Source organism: Apibacter sp. wkB309 (assembly GCF_002964915.1).
Taxonomy (GTDB): Bacteria; Bacteroidota; Bacteroidia; order Flavobacteriales; family Weeksellaceae; genus Apibacter.
In genome coordinates this window covers 563,754-586,266 of sequence record NZ_PSZL01000022.1, presented here as the reverse complement: position 1 = coordinate 586,266, position 22,513 = coordinate 563,754, and the positions used below count along the sequence as shown (strand labels likewise).

At 32.0% G+C, this 22,513-nt stretch carries 20 protein-coding genes; 10 read left to right on the top strand and 10 right to left on the bottom strand.

The genetic code is table 11. The features are described 5' to 3' along the window. Positions 1-215: 215 nt before the first annotated feature. Positions 216-656 (bottom strand): hypothetical protein, encoded by a 441-nt coding sequence (locus C4S75_RS08480; RefSeq protein WP_105297866.1) that lies wholly within the window; start codon positions 654-656, stop codon positions 216-218. Positions 657-758: 102 nt separating this feature from the next. Here C4S75_RS08480 and greA point away from each other — a divergent pair, with 102 nt between their 5' ends. The 4 genes from greA to C4S75_RS08460 all read left to right on the top strand — a co-directional run bounded on the left by greA (position 759) and on the right by C4S75_RS08460 (position 5,378). After that, positions 759-1,229, top strand: a complete 471-nt coding sequence (gene greA / locus C4S75_RS08475; protein WP_105297865.1) for a transcription elongation factor GreA — start codon at positions 759-761, stop codon at positions 1,227-1,229. 19 nt (positions 1,230-1,248) lie between these two features. Further along, a complete protein-coding gene (locus C4S75_RS08470; protein WP_105297864.1) occupies positions 1,249-1,638 on the top strand; it encodes an HIT family protein in 390 nt (129 codons plus the stop codon). A 67-nt stretch (positions 1,639-1,705) separates the two neighbouring features. After that, a complete protein-coding gene (gene clpP, locus C4S75_RS08465) occupies positions 1,706-2,365 on the top strand; it encodes an ATP-dependent Clp endopeptidase proteolytic subunit ClpP (RefSeq protein ID WP_105297863.1) in 660 nt (219 codons plus the stop codon). A gap of 109 nt (positions 2,366-2,474) precedes the next feature. Further along, positions 2,475-5,378, top strand: a complete 2,904-nt coding sequence (locus tag C4S75_RS08460) for a DUF5686 family protein (protein WP_105297862.1) — start codon at positions 2,475-2,477, stop codon at positions 5,376-5,378. Positions 5,379-5,448: 70 nt separating this feature from the next. Here C4S75_RS08460 and C4S75_RS08455 read toward each other — a convergent pair whose 3' ends face one another. Continuing rightward, on the bottom strand, positions 5,449-6,063 hold the full coding sequence (locus C4S75_RS08455) for an NUDIX hydrolase (protein WP_105297861.1): 615 nt from the start codon (positions 6,061-6,063) through the stop codon (positions 5,449-5,451). Positions 6,064-6,092: 29 nt separating this feature from the next. On the opposite strand from C4S75_RS08455, the gene C4S75_RS08450 reads away from it, so the two are divergent. Next, positions 6,093-6,485 (top strand): SRPBCC family protein, encoded by a 393-nt coding sequence (locus C4S75_RS08450; RefSeq protein WP_146105599.1) that lies wholly within the window; start codon positions 6,093-6,095, stop codon positions 6,483-6,485. Positions 6,486-6,555: 70 nt separating this feature from the next. Here C4S75_RS08450 and C4S75_RS08445 read toward each other — a convergent pair whose 3' ends face one another. From C4S75_RS08445 to C4S75_RS08435, 3 genes are all read right to left on the bottom strand, one after another. Beyond that, complete coding sequence (locus tag C4S75_RS08445) at positions 6,556-8,250, bottom strand: S8 family peptidase (RefSeq protein WP_105297859.1); 1,695 nt, start codon at positions 8,248-8,250, stop codon at positions 6,556-6,558. 14 nt (positions 8,251-8,264) lie between these two features. Then, positions 8,265-8,864 carry a WbqC family protein gene (locus C4S75_RS08440; RefSeq protein WP_105297858.1) on the bottom strand — a complete coding sequence of 200 codons (600 nt, stop codon included), beginning with the start codon at positions 8,862-8,864 and terminating at the stop codon, positions 8,265-8,267. A 120-nt stretch (positions 8,865-8,984) separates the two neighbouring features. Then, the gene (locus C4S75_RS08435; RefSeq protein WP_105297857.1) at positions 8,985-11,024 is read right to left on the bottom strand and encodes a TonB-dependent siderophore receptor; all 2,040 of its coding nucleotides are present in this window, start codon (positions 11,022-11,024) and stop codon (positions 8,985-8,987) included. A gap of 124 nt (positions 11,025-11,148) precedes the next feature. On the opposite strand from C4S75_RS08435, the gene C4S75_RS08430 reads away from it, so the two are divergent. Both C4S75_RS08430 and C4S75_RS08425 read left to right on the top strand, forming a co-directional pair. Continuing rightward, positions 11,149-11,814, top strand: coding sequence for a metal-dependent transcriptional regulator (locus tag C4S75_RS08430; RefSeq protein ID WP_105297856.1), 666 nt, complete (start codon positions 11,149-11,151; stop codon positions 11,812-11,814). 93 nt (positions 11,815-11,907) lie between these two features. Continuing rightward, the gene (locus C4S75_RS08425) at positions 11,908-13,164 is read left to right on the top strand and encodes a DUF763 domain-containing protein (RefSeq protein WP_105297855.1); all 1,257 of its coding nucleotides are present in this window, start codon (positions 11,908-11,910) and stop codon (positions 13,162-13,164) included. 14 nt (positions 13,165-13,178) lie between these two features. Here C4S75_RS08425 and C4S75_RS08420 read toward each other — a convergent pair whose 3' ends face one another. Beyond that, on the bottom strand, positions 13,179-14,186 hold the full coding sequence (locus C4S75_RS08420; protein ID WP_105297854.1) for a chorismate-binding protein: 1,008 nt from the start codon (positions 14,184-14,186) through the stop codon (positions 13,179-13,181). Continuing rightward, on the bottom strand, positions 14,186-14,623 hold the full coding sequence (locus C4S75_RS08415; protein WP_105297853.1) for a hotdog fold thioesterase: 438 nt from the start codon (positions 14,621-14,623) through the stop codon (positions 14,186-14,188). Before C4S75_RS08415 ends, C4S75_RS08420 begins: the two co-directional genes overlap by 1 nt. A 162-nt stretch (positions 14,624-14,785) precedes the next feature. Between C4S75_RS08415 and C4S75_RS08410 the strand changes: the two genes are divergently transcribed. Next, a complete protein-coding gene (locus tag C4S75_RS08410) occupies positions 14,786-16,771 on the top strand; it encodes a heavy metal translocating P-type ATPase (protein WP_105297852.1) in 1,986 nt (661 codons plus the stop codon). A gap of 138 nt (positions 16,772-16,909) precedes the next feature. On the opposite strand, the gene C4S75_RS08405 is transcribed toward C4S75_RS08410, so the two are convergent. Continuing rightward, positions 16,910-17,908 carry a tyrosine-protein phosphatase gene (locus C4S75_RS08405; RefSeq protein WP_105297851.1) on the bottom strand — a complete coding sequence of 333 codons (999 nt, stop codon included), beginning with the start codon at positions 17,906-17,908 and terminating at the stop codon, positions 16,910-16,912. A gap of 293 nt (positions 17,909-18,201) precedes the next feature. On the opposite strand from C4S75_RS08405, the gene pnuC reads away from it, so the two are divergent. Continuing rightward, complete coding sequence (gene pnuC / locus C4S75_RS08400; protein WP_105297850.1) at positions 18,202-18,819, top strand: nicotinamide riboside transporter PnuC; 618 nt, start codon at positions 18,202-18,204, stop codon at positions 18,817-18,819. Positions 18,820-18,830: 11 nt separating this feature from the next. Continuing rightward, positions 18,831-19,070, top strand: a complete 240-nt coding sequence (locus tag C4S75_RS08395) for a GlsB/YeaQ/YmgE family stress response membrane protein (protein WP_105297849.1) — start codon at positions 18,831-18,833, stop codon at positions 19,068-19,070. Between the two features lie 47 nt (positions 19,071-19,117). Here C4S75_RS08395 and C4S75_RS08390 read toward each other — a convergent pair whose 3' ends face one another. Together C4S75_RS08390 and C4S75_RS08385 are read right to left on the bottom strand one after the other, a co-directional pair. After that, positions 19,118-19,720 carry a superoxide dismutase gene (locus C4S75_RS08390; RefSeq protein ID WP_105297848.1) on the bottom strand — a complete coding sequence of 201 codons (603 nt, stop codon included), beginning with the start codon at positions 19,718-19,720 and terminating at the stop codon, positions 19,118-19,120. A 168-nt stretch (positions 19,721-19,888) separates the two neighbouring features. Further along, entirely contained in the window at positions 19,889-22,486 is a 2,598-nt protein-coding gene (locus tag C4S75_RS08385; RefSeq protein ID WP_105297847.1) for a DNA gyrase/topoisomerase IV subunit A, read from the bottom strand. Between the last annotated feature and the right edge of the window lie 27 nt (positions 22,487-22,513).

The following is a 22,513-nucleotide window of genomic DNA, read 5'->3' as shown; positions in this document are numbered from 1 at the left end:
CTTGCAAACAGCATCTTAATGACGATCAATAAGTTAAATTAAAAATAAGAAATCTCTAATCTAATAGGTATAAAAAGCTTAATTGAAAAAAAGGCGTGAATAAGTAGTTAAATAAATTTGAAAACAATTCACAGCTGCTCAGGCAATGCATTAATTTTTGTATACTATACAAGTATATTATTATAACTAATAAGTATAAAAAATATTATATAAAATTAATACGATATTATAACTGTATTTCCAACCAATTGCGCAGGATAAATTTTAGGTGCCCGATCAGCTATTTCTAACGGTTGACCTGAGGTTAGAGACCATTTTGCTCCATCTTCAGGACAATAGATATAAAAATCGTCCTTTACTTCCAATTGGGTATTAGGTCCCGGGCAAATATGCGGAGCATTTCTATCATAGGCTAAAAACTTATTAGCCTCTATTCTAACCAATATTAAGCCCTTAGTACCGGTTAATGGACCCGCTTCAATATATGCATAACCATTAATACCGGATAATTTTTGGAACTGAGGTAAATTGAGATCGGCTGAATAACTTATAGAAGAATTAGGAAAACAACTAATTGTTTTATTTCCATTTTCGCATTGGATGAAGAAGAATAACTGTGAAATTAATAATATATAAAGAATTAATTTTTTAATCATAATAAATTTGCTAAATTTGCATACGGATAATCCGACAGTGAAGAGTCGGGTTATTTTTTTTATGTTTATAAATTACAACGCAAAATTACAAAAAATAGTATCATGAATTATGTAACGAAAGAAGGTCTAGATAAATTACGTAAGGAACTTGATCAATTGGAACAAGTTGAAAGACCTAAAATCACACAGCAAATTGCTGAAGCTAGGGATAAGGGTGATTTATCTGAAAATGCGGAATACGATGCGGCTAAAGAAGCACAAGGTTTGCTTGAAATGCGTATATCTAAGCTTAAAGATATAATTTCAAATTCTAAAATAATAGATCAATCGCAAGTTGATACTTCTAAAGTAGCTATATTATGTTCTGTTAAAATAAAGAATACTGCCAATGGACAGGAGATGAAGTATACCTTGGTTCCGGATACGGAAACCGACTTAAAAACCGGAAAAATTTCTGTTAATACCCCCATAGCTAAAGGTCTTTTAGGAAAGGAAGTAGGAGAAACTGCCGAAATCAATTTACCGAACGGTAATCGAATTAATTTTGAAATTTTAGAAATTTCATTAGATTAATAAGCTAAATTTACAACCTATGGCAAGTATATTTTCAAAAATCGTAGCAGGAGAAATTCCCTGTTATAAAGTTGCAGAAAGCGAAAAACACCTTGCTTTTTTAGATGCATTTCCAATAGTAATAGGTCACGTATTAGTAATTCCTAAAAAAGAAACCGATAAACTGTTTGATTTGCCCAAAGAAGAATATGATGAATTAATGGATTTTACCTATAGAGTTGCTCAGGCAGTAGGGAAAGCTATTCCATGTTTACGGGTAGGAATGTCTGTACAAGGATTGGAAGTTCCCCATGTTCATGTTCATCTGATCCCATTAAACGCTATCGGAGACATGAATTTTGGTAACAAATTGACACTGAGTTCGGAAGAATTTACTGAAATTGCTGACAAAATAAAGTCTTATCTATAGGGACTCTTGTTTGGTATAATTTTAGTGAGAAAATTAAGTAAAAAATTTTAGAAAAAGATTAATAAAAATGGATTTAGGAAAAGAGTTCCATAAATATGCAGTAAAACACCAGGGAATTAATAGTCTGGCGGTAGATCAGTATGTAAATTCAATGACTCCATATATTACTGAAGAACGAAAATTAAATGTAGCACAAATGGATGTGTTCTCTCGGTTGATGATGGATAGAATTATATTCCTGGGAACAGGTATAGACGATCAAATAGCCAATATTGTAACCGCTCAATTATTGTTCTTGGAAAGTACAGATGCCAATAAAGACATTCAAATATATATTAATTCTCCAGGTGGAGGAGTTTATGCCGGACTAGGTATATACGATACCATGCAAATTATTAAGCCCGATGTGGCTACTATTTGTACCGGTATGGCTGCTTCTATGGGAGCCGTATTATTGACAGCCGGTGCTGCCGGAAAAAGATCAGCATTGAAACATTCCCGAATTATGATTCATCAGCCATTGGGAGGAGCTCAAGGGCAAGCCTCCGATATGGAAATTACATTAAAGGAGATCTTAAAGCTGAAAAAAGAATTATATGAAATTTTGGCAGAGCATTCCGGTCAACCTTTTGAAAAAATTGAGAAGGATTCAGATAGGGACTATTGGATGATTGCTTCAGAAGCTAAAGAATATGGACTTATTGATGAAGTTCTTGAAAAACGGTAAAGCTTTGTTTTGTTGAGAACCACATACATATAATATAATATTTATACTAAGACTTTCGTTTGTTCGATATCTACAAACGAAAGTTTTTTGTTTTTTTAAATAACGTTCAATGAGTAATAAATTACTTTTTTTGTTTGCATTTTTATTTAGTTTATCTTATAATGCACAAATCAAAATTACGGGGGTAATTATAAACCAGGATACCCAACGTCCTATTGAAGGAGCAAAAATATCTTTTCCTGAAGCTCCCGAGATTTCAACCCTTTCAAATAATATTGGATATTTTTCACTCGAATCTAAAAATAACTTTGATTCTATAGTTGTTCAGATTGTAAATTATAAGAAAAAGTCATTTCCTGTCAATAAAAAACAAAACTTAAATTTAATTATTAAATTCTCTGAAAAAGATAAGATTGGTTCATCCTCAATTCCTCCATCAACTACCAATCAAACTAAAATTGATACGGATACTATATCATCATCTTCAAACCAGCAAGTTAATTACGTTAGAGTTACCGGTCAATTGCTAGATGAAGATACAGAAAAGCCAATTCCGGATGCTGATATTTTTCTTAAAAATACTCAGGTTTATGCTTCTACCGACAGTGACGGGAATTTTGAATTACAATCCAATAAATACATTGACACGTTACAAATTATTACAGATAAATACCCAACAAAATATATACCTTTACAAAGGGGTGATAATCTAGGCTTAATTGTAAATCTCAAATTAAAAAACAAAAATAGTAGCCAATCAACCGATAAAGGAACCGTAAGCAAAGAAAAAGAAATAGACGAGGTAGTAGTTACCGGTTTTCCGAAAAAACGTTTACCAAAAAAAGAAAATCCTGCATACCGCATATTGCGTGAATTATGGAAGAGAAGAAGAACCAACGGTTTGACTAATTTTAAGAATTATCAATATAAAGAATATGAGAAAATCGAATTTGATTTAAATAATGTTGATAGTGCTTTTATAAGTAAAAAAATCTTTAAAAAATTAAACATTTCAGCCAAAGACATAGATACATTAGATATCTCAGGTAAAACGTATATTCCTGTTTTTCTTAACGAATCCCTTTCCGATATAGTAGGACAAAATACACCTTCCAAAAGAGAAAAATCCTTTTTAAGAGGAAATAAAGCTTCCGGAATTCCTAATAATGATATTGTAGCCAATACGGTTAAAAATTTGTATAAAGATGTTAACATATACGATAATGTGTTAAACTTTTTTAATAAAGGATTCACTAGTCCGGTAGCTACTATTGGATTTTCCGTATACGATTATTTATTAGCTGATACAGTTTCCGTAGATGGAGTTGATTGTTATTATATTAAATATAGGCCTCGAAGAGATAATGAGCTTACTTTTAAAGGAGATTTATATATTACCAAAGATACTTATGCAGTAAAGCAAGTAACCTTACAATCCACTTCGGGTATTAATGTAAACTTCGTTAAAGACATCTATATGGAATTGAATTATGACAATGTCAATGATTCAATTTTTATTCCATTACGAAATTACACTGTTCTGGATATGTCTCTAATAACTAAAAAAGAAGGAGGAAAAGGTATGTTTGCGAAACGTACTATAACTTATAATGATTATAAATTCGATGAGCCGCAAGGTACCGTAGAAAAACTATTAGATCAACAATGGGAACCTATTTCCGAAGGAGCTTACAATAGGAAAGATGATTTTTGGGCCAACAATCGTCCGGATCGTCTCAATGAAGATGATAAAAAGGCTTATGAAATGGTAGACAAGGTATCTAAAACCCGATTATTTAGAAATATTGTAGATGCCGTACAAATCCTTTCCTCAGGTTATATCAATGTGGGTAATGCTATTGATATTGGAAATCTGTATCAAACACTAGGATATAACGATGTTGAAGGAACCAGAATTCGTTTAGGAGCTAGGACGTTTTTCTCTCCCAATGATATGTGGAGAGTGGAAGGATATACGGCATACGGATTTAAAGATGATCAATTTAAATACGGTTTTGAAGGGCGCTTGATGTTAAACAAATACAATCGTTTTACGATAGGTGCGGGAACAAAAAGGGATATAACTCAGTTAGGGACTTCGCTTACAGAAAATGAGGGAATAATGACCCGTTCTTTTGCGTCATCTTCCATCATATCCCGAGGAAGTAATGAATATTTGAGTTCTGTCAATCAAACCAATGCATTTTTATCTATTGAACCGTGGAAAAACGTACAATTGCGATTAGATGGAACTTATCAATACATACAATCGGCGAATCCTTTCAAATTTAATATAGGGTATTACAACAAAAAAGGAGATATTAAAAACGATTTGTATGATTCTCATTTAACATTTAGTATTCAAGCAAGACCGGGAGCTAAATATTCTCGTTTTGGATTAGACAGATATGAGCATACAACTTTATCTCCGACTCTAATTTTAAAATATATAAAAGGATTCAATGGAGTGTTGGATGGTGATTTTAACTATGATAAAATACAATTTTTATACAATCATCCGATCCTTTGGGGACCGATTGGTAAATCGAATGTTACTTTTGAATTCGGTAAATCGTTCAATAAATTGCCCTTATCCTTGTTAGGAATCATACCGGGTAACCAGTCTTACGGTATTGTAAATAATACCTTTTCATTGCTGGATTACTATGATTTCGTAACCGATATTTATACGGCATTGCATGTTGAACATCACTTTAACGGAAGGATATTTTCCTATATTCCTTTATTGAAAAAATTACAATTAAGAGAAGTAGCAATTTTCAGAGGTGTTTGGGGAGATATATCTGAAGGTTCTAAGAATATGAATGCTTCTAATATCAGATATGTAGCACCTAATAAAGATATTTATTATGAATATGGTTTTGGTATCGAAAATATAGGGTTTGGAAATTTAAGAATTTTTAGAGTAGATTTTAACTGGAGAGGAAATTACTTACATATGCCGGATGTTAATAAATTCGGAGTTAAATTTGGAATGCAATTTACATTCTAAAAATCATACGATTTAAAAAGAAAAAAAGGAGTAATTATAGTACTCCTTTTTTTATTGAATTTTATATTAATTATTTTTTAATTCGAGAATTAGTTAAAACATAAGTGTCGACTAATTCCCTGATATTTACATAGGTTTTCTTCATAAGCTTAGGAATATCCTTTTTTCTAATCCATTGGGCTTTATCAATTCCTTCATTTTTTTGAGGTTTAGGTTTTTCATTTCCATCATACATCATTTCAAACCATTGAACTATTTTTAAAAAGTATTTTTTTTCAGATTGATACACATGATAAGTTGTCGTTAGGTATTTTTTTAATTTTAAATTAGAAATAGAGCATTCTTCTTCTACTTCTCGTTTGGCAGCTTTTTTAAAAGTTTCATTTTCTTCCACATGACCTTTCGGTAAATCCCAATAACCGTTTCTTTTAATAAATAAATAATTGTCTTTACTATTATTAACTAATCCTCCCGCTGCATACACGGGCGTAGCTATTTTTTGTAATTTTTTCCAAACTTTTTTTGTTTCAGAAGAATAAACATGAATGGAGTTTACTTTCGTATGGTACAAAATATCCAGAGCGTATACCAAAGTTTTCGAATTTTCGTATGGAAGGTTAATAGCACCTTTTCTCTTATTTTTACCAAGGGTAAGAAATCTTTCGTTTACAGAAATTTTGTACATTTGTGTTTGTTTTTACCAAAATTACAAAAATGAATATTAAAGGAGAAAAAATACTGGTTAATAAATCGGCAGAAGATATTTACACGTTAGCATCTCAGCCTTCTGAATTTAAAAAGTTCATGCCTGAAACCATAGATAAGTTTGAGGCAGATGAAGATGGATTTGTTTTTGCATTAAAAGGAATGCCTGAAATTGCCTTGAAAATGAAAGAAAGAATTCCTTATTCAAAAATTATATTAAGTTCGGCTAAAGAAACTTTGAATTTTGACTTAAGTTTATTGATAGATCAGGTTACAGAAAGTTCAAGTGAAGTTCAATTTACTTTCGATGGTAAATTTAATATGTTTATATCTGCCATGGTTGAAAAACCTTTAAAAAATTTAATTAAAGCTTTAACGGAAGGAGTTAGTAAAATTTCATAATGTTAATTTTAAAACATAAAAAAAAGCTATTTTATTTAAAATAGCTTTTTTTATATAAAGAATATTCAACTTATTTTTTTCCTTTTTTACTCCCTTTGTCAGGATTGAAATTTTCATACGCATATTTAACGGCTCTAAAAACATCTACAACACCTCCGGTCGCTGAAAGCTGATCAAAAGTTGTTTTAATCATAGGACTGTTTTCACTCTCGCCACCTGCCGTTACTTCTATAGTAGATTTATTTGCTGTTATAAATAATATATTTTTCACTTGTTCAGCAGTTAACTGAGGAAAATAAGACCATAAAAGGGCAGCACATCCTGCAACAACCGGAGAAGCCATACTGGTACCTTGTAAAAATTTATATTTTCCTTTGGTAACGGTAGAGTAAATTTCTAATCCTGGTGCAAAAATATCAACTTTTTCTTTTCCGTAGTTGGAAAAAGATGCTTTCAATGCATTATTATATCGAGTACTGGCTCCTACGGTAATCCAATTGTTTACAAAAGATTTATGCTCATTGTCCTTAAAATTGGTTGGATAATTATACTCAGTATCTACATTTTTATTATCATTACCGGCAGCATGAACCATTAATACGCCCTTTTTTTCCGCGTATTTCATAGCTTCCCATACTCTCTCTTTATTAGGAGAAAAAGGCTTACCAAAACTCATATTTATAACTTTAGCACCATTATCAACAGCATAATATATAGCATTGGCAATATCTTTGTCTCTTTCATCACCATCCGGAACGGCTCGAACTACTAAGATTTTTGCAACATCCCCGGCTATACCGTCCATACCTATATTATTATTTCTAACTGCTGCAATTATACCGGAAACATGAGTTCCATGTAATGCATCCGGGCCTTCCACTTCATTGTTACCGTAATGTTTTTCCTTAATATCTGTATAATCATCACCTACAATGTAGCGAGGATCATAACTTTTATTAAGCATGTAATCTACTTTACCGGAATAGTATTTAACTGCTTCCCCCATTTCACTATCTGCTAACATATTGATTTGAGTTGCATTTTTTCCTTCCAAATCGCTATTGTTTGCAATCATCTGAAGGAAAGCCTGTTTATATTGAGGAATGCTAAAAGTTGCCTCATTTACATTTTCAAGAGTCAAAGGTTTGTCACCCAGAGCATTTTGTAATTCAGTGGTCATTTGTCTTATCAAAGCTTTTTGCTCGTCAATATTAGATAGGGCATCTTTAGCTTCTCCTAAATCTTTATCATATATAAATTTAGCTCTTTGATATTCTTTAAATTCGTTCGGATACTTTTCCCGATTTTTTTCATTCGTTTTCAGATCACCGGTTTCGAATAGTTTTTCATATAAAGAAACTATACGGGTTGATTCCATAGTATCGTGGTCTACATCTTTTCCATCTTTTCCACCGATAAAATCCCATCCATGAACATCGTCAGCATATCCATTACCGTCGTCATCTTTACCGTTATTAGCGATTTCTTTGGGATTATTCCAAATATTATTTTTCAAATCCGGATGATCAATTTGTACACCACTATCAATTACTCCTACGATAATAGGAGAGGGTTTAAGTCCCTTAGACTTTAGAAATTCAATAGCATCAGTAGTCCCTACACCATAAATACCGGTTTTTTCATAACTTTGATGATACCAGTTTTTTAAAGCAAGGGAATCAACTGCCGGAACGTTATTTTGAGCAAATGCATTGGCAGTAAAGAATGCAAAAGCGAAGCTTAGGCTTAATAGTTTTATCTTCATTTAAAATTATTTATTTATTCGACATTAGTAAGGTAACTAGCAGATTTCGGGCCAAGATTGCATATAAGATCTAGTATGGAAAGATCATTCATAAACTCGAATCGGTCTGAAAATACCTGAATGTATTTTTTATTTTTATAAGGACTTTCTTTTTTAGCATTGAACGCTTCTCGCGCATCGGTAAACAGAGGATTTTTTACATATTCATCCGTGAGTTCGTACGAACAATTCAACTTTAGGATAGAACATGCCCATTCTAATGTGTTTAGATTTAAATCTAATAAAAAGGTTTCTTTTTTTTCCAATAATTGGATTAGCTTATCTTCGTAATATTCAAAGTAAGGGGAACTTTGATATGCAGATTGTAATGATTTACTGTGTAATTTTTGCCATGAAGAAGCATAGGAAATCTTAATATCTTTTATAATTCTGGCTCCGGAATGTTCAATAGGAACAATAAGAGGCAATTTTCCATTAGCTCCTTGAACAATGCAACGATTACGATAAGTTTGTTTAGGAAAATTTTCCCACTGTTCCAAATAGATCTTTTCCGAATGGATCCATTTTTCAAAATAAGAAACAGGAGGAAAATAAAAACAAGGTAAGACGATCATAGTTATTTTTTATGAAAGTGCTAATTTACCATAAAAATAAATATGATCTTCTTATTTTAACAAAATATGTATGCGATCTATTTTATATGAAATTTACTTTTTTTCTGTCTTTAAAATTAATTAGAAAAAATTATATCGTATACCCATAAATCCTCTTAATTTTTGCAAGGAGGCATAATTATAAGAAGTATCAAAAGTGTACCCGTTAGGATTGGTAATCGGATTATCTACCTCTTTATTGAATGGGTCAAAAGGACGCATGATCGGATTTTTAGGCGTAAAATTAAATAGGTTTTTAATTCCTCCGTAAATTTCCATTCCATTATGGAATTTCTTGGTTACTTGTATATTTGCAATGCAATACCACGGGGAATATTCACTTCTAAAATCATTAGGCTCGATAGGCAACCTCATTTTTCCGTTCCATTGTCCGGAAAAGTCCAATATATAATTTTTAGGAAATGTGTAAGTCATAACAAATGTTCCGGACCATTTGGGAGCATAAAGCTGATCTGTTCTGAAATAAGAACCCTTGTCATCTTTTTCTTTGGTGTAAACATCCATATAAGTAACACCGGCCATAATTTTAAAAGGAATTAAAAAAGACCATTCTGTATTTAAAGATATACCTTGCGAAACAGCATGTCCGTCCAAATTATCATATATGATTTTAGTAGGATCGGAATCGAAGTCTCCAATAATTTTATTAGTAAAATAAGAATAAAAACCGGTGATATCCAGATTTACATTCAGATCATCGAACATCATTTTTTTAACATAGTTCAAATTTCCGTTATATGAACGTTCAGGCTTTAAAGAATTTAAGATGACTACATCTCTGGCTCCCGTAAGAGCAGAATGATCTTCCGTAAAGATATTTACAACTCTAAAACCGGTTCCAAAACTGGCTCGGAAGGTATTCGTATAATTGGGTGAAAACTTATAGGCAATTCTGGGAGAATGTACATTTCCATGATGTTTATCGTTATCGTATCTATACCCTAGTAAAAGTTTATTTTTAGTATTTATAGACCATTCGTCTTGTAAAAATAATCCCGGTAACGGAGTTTCTGAAGGTCTGTTTTTCGAGCCGTCAGGAGAAGCGGTCGCAGGTGTATTGTCATCGTAGTAAGTATATCTAAAAGAAGCTCCTGCTAAAAAGTTATGATTTTTTATGGTTTTATCCCAATAACTTTGGATAAAAGCTACTTGTTGAGTTGCCATATACGGAGTGTTCCCATACCATGAGTTTTGGTCATGCCAATTATATGAAAATTGTGTGTATATTTTTTCATGTAGAGGTAATTGATACAGTCCGATCACTTCGGCACGTTTCGTATATATACTTTCTCCGTAAACCTCGTCACTTCCCCGATATTTTTTACTCCAGTTCATTTGTCCACCCCAGCGATCTTCATTGACCCATCGCAGCCCTAAACTGGCAACTCTGTTTTCTTTTCGTTTAAAACTCCATTTATTAAAAACAGATATCCTGTTTTGTAAAGTTAAATCGGTAAATCCGTCGTGATTGGCATCGATAGGATTATCATAATAAAAATGATTGATCCCAAGTAAACTGGTTACTTTTTTACCGGCATTAAATTTAAAGGATAAATCCGTACTTAATTCTCCCCAGCTTGTACTGAAAATATCCGCTGCAAACTTGGGTGCTTTTTGCGGGTTTTTAGTGATCACGTTTATAATTCCCCCCATAGCTTCTGAGCCGTATAAAGAAGAGGCGGGACCTTTAACTACTTCAATTCTTTCTACCAAACTATTGGGAATCCCACTTAAACCATAAACAGTAGCTAATCCGCTAACGATAGGCATCCCGTCAATTAATATCATGGTATAAGGACCTTCCATACCGTTTATGTGAATATCTCCCGTATTACAAACGCTGCAATTTATTTGAGGTTTAACTCCGTTAATCATTCCTACGGCATCGAAAAGACTGGGAGTAGGATTTTTTTTGAATAGTTTTGGTGTAATAATTTCAACAGGCACCGGGCTGTCAGATTTTCTAACTTCCTTCAAGGTTCCTGTCACGACAACATCGTCAATCGATTTTTCTTTAGAGTTTTTAATAGAATCTTTAACTTCTTGGGAATATAGTGTGCAAAGGGATAATGCAAAAAGTACAGTCAATCCTCTTTTCATAATTATTAATTTTAGACTCGCAAATATAAAAAATTAGATTAGTCTAACAAATTTATTTTACGATTGTATTTTGGAAAAATTAATTATTTGGTCTTGAAAAATTAATATTTTAATATATTTGTAAATGTTCTCATCTATAGAAGAAAATTATCTAAAAGCCTTATATAATCTGTCTGACGAAAAGGGAGAAGTATCTACTTTGGCGTTAAGCCAATCCTTAGATATCAAAATGCCTACTGTGAACAGCATGATGAAAAAATTCTTGAAAAAAGGATTAGTATACTATCAGAGCTATAAACCGTTAAAACTGACAGAAAAAGGTAAAAAAGAAGCCGCTTTAATTCTTAGGAAACACCGTCTAACAGAAATGTATTTGGTTGAAAAAATGGGATTTAGTTGGGAAGATGTTCATGAAGTAGCCGAACAAATCGAACATATACATTCAGAAAAATTTTTCAATAAAATGGACGAATTGTTAGATTATCCTAAGTTCGATCCTCATGGTTCACCCATACCGGATAAACAAGGAAATATAGAAGGGGGACGTTTTAAAAAGTTAAATGAATATCAGATTGGAGAAATTGTGGAATTATCCGCTATAATTCACAGTTCTAAAGAATTTTTAAAATATTTGAATTCTAAGAATTTCAATTTAGGAATTAAATTTCAGATTGAATCAGTTGAAGAGTTTGACGGAAGTGTAACCGTTCAAATTGTAGGTCAAAATAGAACAGAAGTTTTAAGTAATATGATTGCTGAAAAACTTTTAGTTAAAAATTGTTTAAATTAAAGTTATCCGCGCAATTACTATCATTTAATTATAATTATAAGGAAAAAGTGCAGTAAATGAGTTAATTAATTTAATTTTCACTATATTTACTATATGAAGAAGGGATATGCAGATTTACCTTTACACTATGGAACAGTTCCCGCCTGGTTAGCTAAAAGAATGGCTTTATTAGGTGGAGCGATTGTAGAGGCTATAGTTCAAGAATACGGAAGAAAAACTTTCTTACAAAAATTAAGCGATCCGTTTTGGTTTCAATCTTTAGGATGTGTTTTAGGAATGGATTGGCATTCTTCAGGAATAACCACTTCCGTTATGAATGCTTTGAAGAAAGCAATAAATCAAAGATCCTCGGAACTTGGTATTTATGTATGCGGGGGCAGGGGAAAATCTTCACGAAATACTCCAACGGAATTACTTCATATTGCCGATAAAACCGGTTTAGATGGAAATGAACTCATTACTAAGAGCAGATTGGTAGCAAAGGTTGATAATTGTGCGGTTCAAGATGGTTTCCAAATATATTTACATTCCTTTGTAGTTACTACAGATGGTGATTGGACGGTCGTACAGCAAGGAATGAATATCAACGATAAATTGGCAAGAAGGTATCATTGGATGTCTTCCTCAGTTCAATCCTTTACGGAAACTCCCCATACTTTTATTTATGGTAAAAACAAAGGAGAAATCCTTAATCTAACCGATAAGGATGCTTCTACAACCAAAAAGGGAATTTTGGAACTAACTAAGGAAAATCCGGATCGTTTAATGAAAGAAATATCCCTTATATTGCCTTCTCATCATGAGGTACGCGAAAAAGACGTCAATTTAAAAAGATTGGGCGCTGCTTTGGTACTTGCTCATGAAACAGATGTTCAAGATGTGGAGTCTCTGTTGCTTTTGAATGGAGTAGGACCCAGAACGCTTCAATCGTTGACATTAGTAAGTGAGGTTATACATGGCACTCCTTCCAGATTTTCAGATCCCGCCCGATTTTCTTTTGCACACGGAGGAAAAGACGGACATCCTTTTCCTGTACCCACTCGAGTATATGATGAAACCATTGAAATTTTTGATAAAGCATTGCAACGATCTAAATTAGGAGATACCGATAAATTGGAAGCATTGAAAAATCTTTCCAAAGTATCTATGGAAATTGAAAAGAATTTTAAACCCAATAACAATTTTAATGAATGGATTGAAAATGAACGTAAAAATTCTTGGAAATACGGTGGTAAAACCATATATGGAGACGCCGTTGAAAACAGCAGTCTTATAAAAAAAACCGGCAAGAAAACTAATAAATCTGTAACTAAAAAAATAGATAAAAACCAACTCAACCTTTTTGATTAAGCATAAGAAGGTATTTAAAGACTTTCACCAATAAATTTAGCTTTTAATTCCGTTTCCGTCCATTCTTTTTGCGGATTACTTTGCGCTGTAATACCACCACCAACATAAAGTAAAGCTCCATTAGCATATAGTTTAGCACATCGTAAATTAACGAAATACTTTTTAAATTTCTGAGTTTCCAATCCTATATATCCTGCATAAAAATCACGATTATATCCTTCATTCTCCAAAATGTAATTTCTACTTTTATTTAACGGAATTCCACAAACGGCAGGTGTAGGATGCAAATCTGCTATCAATTGAGATAATTGATCAGAAGTATTTAATTCTGCTGAAAGATAGGTTACCAAATGTTTAACAAGCCCTAAATGAAGTGTTTCAGGACCTTTTATCGTTAAATTCGAAGTAAAGGCTTTAATTTTTTCACAAATATAATCTGTGACATATTTTTGCTCTTCTATTTCTTTGCTTTCCCACTGAACAGAATCAATATCCGGTAATGTTCCGGCAAGTGCCATCGTTGTAAATAAAGAATTTTCAAAAGAACCTAAGATTTCAGGAGTAGCCCCCATCCAAATTTCATTTTGATTCCAATAGCTTACCTGGCAAAAGGAGGATGGATATTTTTCACATAAAAACAAAAACGATTTGAAAGGATTGATCTTATCCTTATCGATCCATTTTTCGCGAGAAATTACAATTTTATCTGTTTGTTTTTGTTGAATATAATGAATGGTCCGTTGAAGAAGATTTAAATATTCATGTTCTGAAATAACCTTTGTATTTTCATTGTTAGGTAGAGGAAATATAAGGTCATTTGATGATAATAAATCTTTTACCTCTGTAAATGTTGAAAAATGGAAAGTATATTTCTTTGAATTATCAAAAGATTGAAAAGAATATTCATATAAGCCACCCTCTTCCTTTTTAATTAAAAATATTTTCTTGTCTTTAGGAAGTCGAATAAAAGCAAAAGGAATATTTTTTTTAATGCAATTTTTAACTGTTTCAGAAAGTACCATTATTCAAAATTATTTTTAGGAACAATGCGATTTGTCATGGTAACATAACAATTTTTAAAGGTATTTCCCTCATCATCCGTACAAAAAATATTAATTTCAACTACATGGGATGTATTTCCTTTGTTGATAAATTGGGCTGTAGCTGAAATTTTTCCGTTTTTAACAGATTTTAAATGATACCCGTTTACTTGCGTTCCAAAAACATAGTATTTTGAAGGATCAACCGTAGTAATAGATAAAACCGAACCAACAGTTTCAGCAAGAGCTAATGAGGCTCCACCATGTAAAAATCCTATCGGTTGGTATACCCGGGAATTAACTTTCATTTCTGCAGTTAAAGTATCTCCTGTAAAATCTGTGTATACAATCCCTAAGGTATCAATTAATGTATTTGGTGAAGATTCATTTAGCTTGGCCAAAAGTTCTGCCTTATCCATTTTTTACTATTTACGTTTCATGCAAATTTATAAAAAAATAAACTCAAGGATTGGGCGAGAGGAAAGAATTCTAATTCTAATTTTTTTACTATTTCTTACTTTGCAATCTAATTGCAACATAGGGGAATTATTTTTGTTATATAATTAAAAATATAGATAGTTATGTCTTCTTATAAACCCGGTTGCGCCTGTAATGACAACGAAAGAAAAAATATTACTAATCAAGGAGATCATGAACCTTCTCATGGGCATACCCATGATCATGAACTAGATTTCAACATAAATATTTTTCAATTATTTTTACCGGCCATCATAAGTTCAATACTTTTAGTTCTCGCTCTCATTTTAGATTATTCTAAAACTTCATTTTTCAATTCTTGGATTAGATTGATAGCATATATACTAGCTTATTTGCCTGTAGGGTATCCTGTATTTAAAGAAATGTTGGAAGAATTTAAGCATAAGGATTTTTTCAATGAGCTATCGTTGATGTTTTTAGCTTCGGTAGGTGCTTTTTATATAGGAGAATATCCGGAAGCGGTTGCAGTTATGTTATTTTATTCCATTGGAGAAAACTTCCAATCGTTGGCAGTAGCTAAAGCTAAAAGAAATATTAATGCTTTATTGGATCAAAGACCCGATGAAGCAACAATTATTGAAAATCAAACTACTAAAGTCGTAAAAGCTAAAGAGGTTCAAATAGGCGAAATTATACAATTAAAACCGGGAGATAAAGTAGCATTGGATGGAGAATTGCTTTCTTCATCGGCTACGTTCAATACTTCTGCGTTAACCGGGGAAAGTACCCCGCAAAGTAAAGAAAAAGGGGAGACCATTTTAGCAGGAATGATAAATCTTAACACTTCTTCACTTGTAAAAGTTACTACTCCTTATTCAGACAGTAAACTATCTAAAATATTGGATTTAGTTCAAAACGCTACCGGTCAAAAAGCGAAAACAGAATTATTTATCAGAAAATTTGCGAAGTTTTATACTCCGGCGGTTTTCTTTATTGCCTTGCTGGTGTTTATATTACCTTATTTTTTTGTTGCAAACTATGAATATGAAACTTGGTTATATCGATCCTTAATATTTTTAGTTATATCCTGTCCATGCGCTTTGGTAATCTCAATACCTTTAGGATATTTCGGAGGCATAGGTTTAGCTTCAAGAAATGGAATTTTGGTTAAAGGTTCCAACTTTTTGGATATTTTGGCAGAAGTCAAACAAATTGTATTTGATAAAACAGGAACTTTAACTCTAGGAAATTTTTCTGTTCAAAATGTACATGTTGAGCAAGGTTTTGATCGGAATCAATTGTTACAATGGGTTAATATAGCCGAATCTCATAGTAATCATCCGATTGCCACCGCAATTCAAGCTTATGTAAATCAAAAACCTGAGGTAACAAAAATTACTTCCATGGAAGATATTCCGGGAAAAGGGATTAAAGTGGAAATAGAAGATAATGAATTGTTAGTAGGTAATTTTAAATTAATGGATGCCTATTCCATTTCTTATCCGGATACTTGTAAAGAAATCATAAACACTGTAGTTTTAATTGCAGTAAATAATAAGTTCGCCGGATATTTGGAAATTGCAGATCAAATTAAATCAGGAGCTCAACAAGATATTAAAAAAATACATGATTTAGGTATTGGGGCAACTATTCTTAGCGGTGATAAAAATACAATCGTACAAAAAGTTGCCCGGGAATTAGGTATAGATCATGCCTATGGTGAACTTTTACCGGAAGATAAGGTAACTAAAATGAAGGAAATAAAATCAACAGTAATTGGTAAAGTAGCATTTGTGGGAGATGGATTTAATGATGCACCGGTGATTGCTTTAAGTGATGTAGGTATAGCCATGGGAGGTTTAGGCAGTGATGCTACGATCGAAGTTGCCGATGTCATAATTCAAGACGATCAGACCTCTAAAATTCCTTTGGCTGTTAAAATAGGTAAAGCCACAAAACATGTTGTATGGCAAAATGTGATATTAGCTTTTGGTATTAAAATTATTGTAATGATTTTAGGAATTTTTGGTGATATCCATCTATTGGAAGCTGTATTTGCCGATGTGGGTGTAGCCCTTTTAGCTATATTAAATGCCGTTCGTCTACAAAAAGCCAACCTAAATAAATAGAATTTTCTCTACCATTTGTACGAATAAATTTTAATACATTTTAATTAAAAACAGGTAAGTAAACTATATACTTATCTGTTTAAAATTCGATACATGTTGATTGCCAATTAATTTTTGATTCTAAAGTTTAAACAGATATTAATACAATAAATTATTTTTCAATTTATCAATATTTAAATGCATTCTGTTAATCAAAAAATTTTGAATAGATCCATACTCATTTTCTATTTCGTTTAATGCGCTTTCTAAGTATTCCGGTATGACCGTATATAAATATTTGTTGGATGGATTTTGTTCAATTAATGGATGGTATTTATCCGCCAGATAATCATTCGACGCTAAATAATCTTTTAAAATAATATCTTTAGGAATATCTAGAGCATATAGCAACAATGCGGTAGCCAATCCGGTGCGATCTTTCCCTGCTGAACAATGAAAAAGGAGCGGTAATTTTTCTTGATCTTGTATATAGGTAAAAAATTCTTCGTATGCGTTTAAATATTTATCTTCTGTAACTAAAAGTTTGTATAAATGCTTCATAGCATTTATTACATCATTTTTGCTCGTATGAATACTTTTAGCATATGCTTTTAAACGACCGGGTTCAATACACAAATAGTAATGATTTTTAACTTCTGCAGGAATTTTGTCCGGTAAGGCTTTATATTCTTCTTCGCATCTGAAATCAACCAGAGTAATTATAGGGATACTGGATAAATATAGTAAATCATTATGGGTTAAATTATATAAATCGTCTGTTCTAAATAATTTCCCCCATTTAATTCGTTTTCCGTCTTTAGACTCTAAACCTCCTAAATCTCTAAAATTATATCCTCCTTCCATCGGAAGGTGTGTTTCCGCAAGAATAGCCGATCCTTCGGAAGTCTCTAATTTAAAATAACTTCTTTTGGATGGTAATATATATAAAGGATAAGTTCCGTAATCTTTACCTTGCGCGATCGGTTTTTTAGTATCAATAGTTTGAACTGAATCGCCTGAATATAATTTCCATTCTCCCGAAATATTTATATTTAAATAAGCTGATTTTGTATGCTTTTCTCGTATAATTTTACATCTTTTTAGAATGTCAATAGGGTTATCTGAATTTTCTTTTTCTTTAGTCATACCTGCTATCATACTAATTTTTGGATTATATTACTTATTAAAAACTTAAATCACATCAAATTTATTGCCATAAAAATTATTGAAATAATCTATATTTTAATTATTTGTAAAAGAATACTAATTAAAGTAGGTCTTTTTAATATCTTTGCAGGTAAAATAATAATATACTATACGAAATCAGGAATACTACGTTTTATTTATCGGATTGATTTTAAAATTTATTTTAAAATCATGACTTTCTAAGAAAATAAAATATCTACATATAATTTATGTTTAAGTACTAATAAATACATATAGGTGTGAATATGGTTTCAATACACGAATGGTGGACAATTTTAAAACAACAATTTTATCAAATTTCTTTTTTAGAAGCCATAGGAGTAGCTTTTGGTATTGCGGAAGCTTTATTCGCCAAATATAACAAGGTTTGGTTGTATCCTTGCGGATTACTTAATATACTCATAACTATGTATATTTATTGGGATTTTCGTTTATATGCGGAAATTTTATTGCAAGGATATTATTTTGTAATGAGTATATATGGATGGTTTTTATGGACAAGTAAAACTAAGAATAGTAGTACGGTAAGTTTATGTACTGTCAACGATAGATTAATTGCATGTTGCATTGTGATATTTTCATGGATTCTTTTATATTTTTTCTTAACGAATTACACTAATTCAGATGTTCCTGTATGGGACTCATTGGTGAGCGCATTTGCATGGGCCGGTATGTGGCTATTAGCAAAAAGAAAACTCGACAATTGGATTTTTTTAAATATTAGTAATTTTATAGCCGTTCCATTATTACTTCATAAAGGACTTTTATTATATTCTCTTTTAACTATATTTTTATTTATCATCGCAATTTTTGGATATTTAGATTGGAAAAAAATTATTAATTCACAAAAGTTAAAAAATTAGAACATAAAATAATGTGGACATTACTTATAGGGATTTCATCCGGTTTTTTAGCAGGGACTTTAATTAAAGGTCGAGGTTTTGGATGTTTTGGAAATTTAATGGTTGGTATTTTAGGTAGTTTTTTAGGAAATTGGCTATTTAGATATCTTCAAATACCGGTTAATGAAAATGATAAAACTCTCCTGTTGGCTATGTCCACTCTTGGCGCTATTTTCCTTTTAGCATTGGTGTCAATCTTCACTAAAAGATAAAAAGCCATCTAATTTAGACGGCTTTTTATTAAATCTTTATACTTGATTTATTTACTTGATTCAAATAATTCAGAAACTTTATCCCAGTTTACCACGTTAAAGAAAGCACTGATGTAGTCTGCTCTCCTGTTTTGATAGTTAAGATAGTAAGCATGTTCCCAAACATCTAACCCTAGAATAGGAATTCCTGATGCACCTACTCCCGGCATTAAAGGATTGTCTTGATTTGCCGTTGAGCCAATGCTTAATTTTCCATTATTGGATAACAACCAAGCCCATCCGGATCCGAATCTGCCTGCTGCTGCTTTTGAAAATTCCTCTTTGAAAGCGTCAAAAGATCCAAAAGATTCGTTTATTGCTGCAGCTAAATTTCCTTCCGGTTTACCTTTACCATTAGGGGTTAACCATTCCCAAAATAAACAATGGTTCAAATAACCACCGCCATTATTTCTTATAGGGGTTTTATCAAAACCTTTAATTATAATTTGTTCTATAGGTAGATTTTCAAGTTCTGTACCGGCGATTGCATTATTTAAATTTGTAGTATATGTACCATGATGTTTCGTATAATGGATTTCCATGGTTTTTGCATCGATATAAGGCTCTAGCGCATTGTATGCATACGGTAATTTTGGTAATTCAAATGCCATATTCTTTTTTTTAATTAAAAATTAAACTTAACTTAAATTTATTAAACAAATCTAGTGAATTTAAGAGTAAGTATGCGGTAAAGGCATTAAATTATTTAATAAAGATATTTGAAATTAATATGTAAACAAATATTTACTGTTTTTTTAAAATAAAAAATATTCAGATTATTAGAAAAGATTTATCTGTTCACCATCTGTCCCTGAGTTTCCATCTTGAGAATCTTTAGATTCAGTTGGGGCTTCATCAGTTTCAGCATCGGCATTTGCTTCATTTTCCTGTTCGGAAGGTTCTTCTGTAATGGTTATCTTTTTTATTTTTTCTTTAGAAATTTGATTTCCTTGTGCCTTAATTCCTTTAATAGCTATAAAGTCTTCTAAATTAATAGTTTCCGGACTCTTATCTTTTCCAAAATTGATTTCAGCAATTAATTTCCATCCGGTTCCAACCCATTCAATAAAAGATCTTGGATTTTCTGAGATAAAAAATACTTGCGGATTCAAGGTATCATCTAATAAGAAGCGTTTAATATAATAAATGGATTTATCTCCGTCGTAATATATACAACATACCGGTTTTTCCGGATTCCATTTTTCAAGTACTAAAAATTCATCATCAAAATGATTTAAAAGATCAAAAGTATGAAGTTTAGCAATTCCGGTAGAAGAGAGGGTAACTATTTTATCGGCTCCTTTAAAAGCGCCTAAATATTTGCCGCGGCCTTCAACGTTTAAACGTTGTACGGATTCATCAAACCATATTTTTCTAGGAGCTAAAGTCGAAATACCTGATTCTTTTAATTCAATTTTCTTTATATAATTTTTTGATACTAAATTTCCTTTAGAGCTTCTTCCTTTAATGGCTAATTCCGAAAAATCTATGTCAAACTTTAATTTTTTAAGTCTTTGGCTGGGTTTAAGGAAAATGGTAACTGATTCCGCTTCACCATTAGGATTCGCAGTAAAATATTGGACTTCTGAACCTTTAGCGGTAGAGGCTAAATTATATTCTTTATCTCTGGTTATGGAGGTAACCGGAAATCTTTTCATATACCAAGGACCTAGTTTACCTTCACGATAGATCATATTGTAAATAGTACGGGTATCATTTTTCTTCCAAATTCCTACATGGATGATGTTTTTTCCTACAAAAGTTTTAGCATCTGCTTTAGTAACCAGCATTACCCCGTCTTTTCTAAACACAATTATATCATCTATATCCGAACAGTCAAAAAGATATTCATCCTTTTTGAGGGAATATCCAATAAATCCTTCTTCGCGATTGACATAGAATTTGATATTTGCAACTGCAACCTTTGCTGCGTCGATTGTATCAAAAGTTCGAATTTCGGTTTTTCTTTCTTTATTTTTCCCGTATTTTTTCTTTATATTGGTAAAGTATTCAATTGCATATTGGATTAAATGATCTAAATGGTGTTTTACTTCTTTTATTTTTCCATCTAATGCTGCAATATTTTCCTCTGCTTTATCCAGGTCAAAGCGGGTGATTCTTTTAATGCGTATTTCAGTTAACTTATTAATATCGTCTTCGGAAACTTCTCTAACCAAATGTTTAGTAAAAGGTTTTAATCCGGCGTCGATTGTAGAGATCACATCTTCCCATTTATCAAGTTCTTCGATTTGATGGTAGATCCTGTTTTCGATAAATATTTTTTCTAACGAAGCAAAATGCCATTGTTCCTGCAATTCTCCGAGTTCAATTTCTAATTCTTGTTTAAGAAGATTTACAGTATGGTTGGTATTTCTTCTTAAAATTTCAGAAACACTTAAAAATTCCGGTTTGTCTACATTGATGACACAAGCATTCGGAGAAATTGAAATTTCACAATCTGTGAATGCATATAAAGCATCAATCATCTTGTCCGGAGAGACATCGTTAGGTAAGTGTATTAAAATTTCAACTTCAGAAGCGGTATTATCTTCAACTTTTTTTATTTTAATTTTTCCCTTCTCATTGGCTTTAAGAATACTGTCTATAAGAGAACCTGTATTAGTTCCATACGGAATTTCATTTATTAAAAGAAGACCTTTTTCCGGATTTGAAATTCTGGCTCGAGCCCTTATTTTTCCTCCGCGTTCTCCGTCATTATAATTCGCAACGTCAATTAAACCGCCTGTTTGGAAATCAGGATATAAGGTAAATGGTTTTCCTTTTAAAATCGCAATAGAAGCATCGATTAATTCTAAAAAATTATGTGGTAAAATCTTAGTAGATAATCCCACAGCAATACCCTCCACTCCTTGAGATAAAAGTAAAGGAAATTTTATAGGAAGGTTTTCAGGCTCTTTATTCCGTCCATCATAAGATGGTTTCCAAACCGTAGTTTTAGGATTAAAGACAACTTCCAAAGCAAAAGGAGTTAGTCTGGATTCAATATAACGGGCAGCAGCTGCTCCGTCTCCTGTATATATATTACCCCAGTTTCCTTGGGTATCAATTAATAGTTCTTTTTGTCCTATTTGAACGATAGCATCGGTAATAGCAGCGTCTCCATGTGGGTGGTATTTCATAGTATTACCTACCACATTGGCAACCTTATTATACCGGCCATCTTCCAATTCCCTCATTGAGTGAAGGATCCTTTTTTGAACGGGTTTTAAACCGTCGAAGATGGATGGAATAGCCCTTTCAAGAATGACATAAGAAGCATAATCTAAAAACCAATTCTGGTACATACCAGATATTTTTTGAATAGTTTCAGTGTTTTGATTATTTTTATTTACGTTTTCTTGATTGTCTTCGTTCATTATTAGTTTAAAAGTGTTTTTTTATGC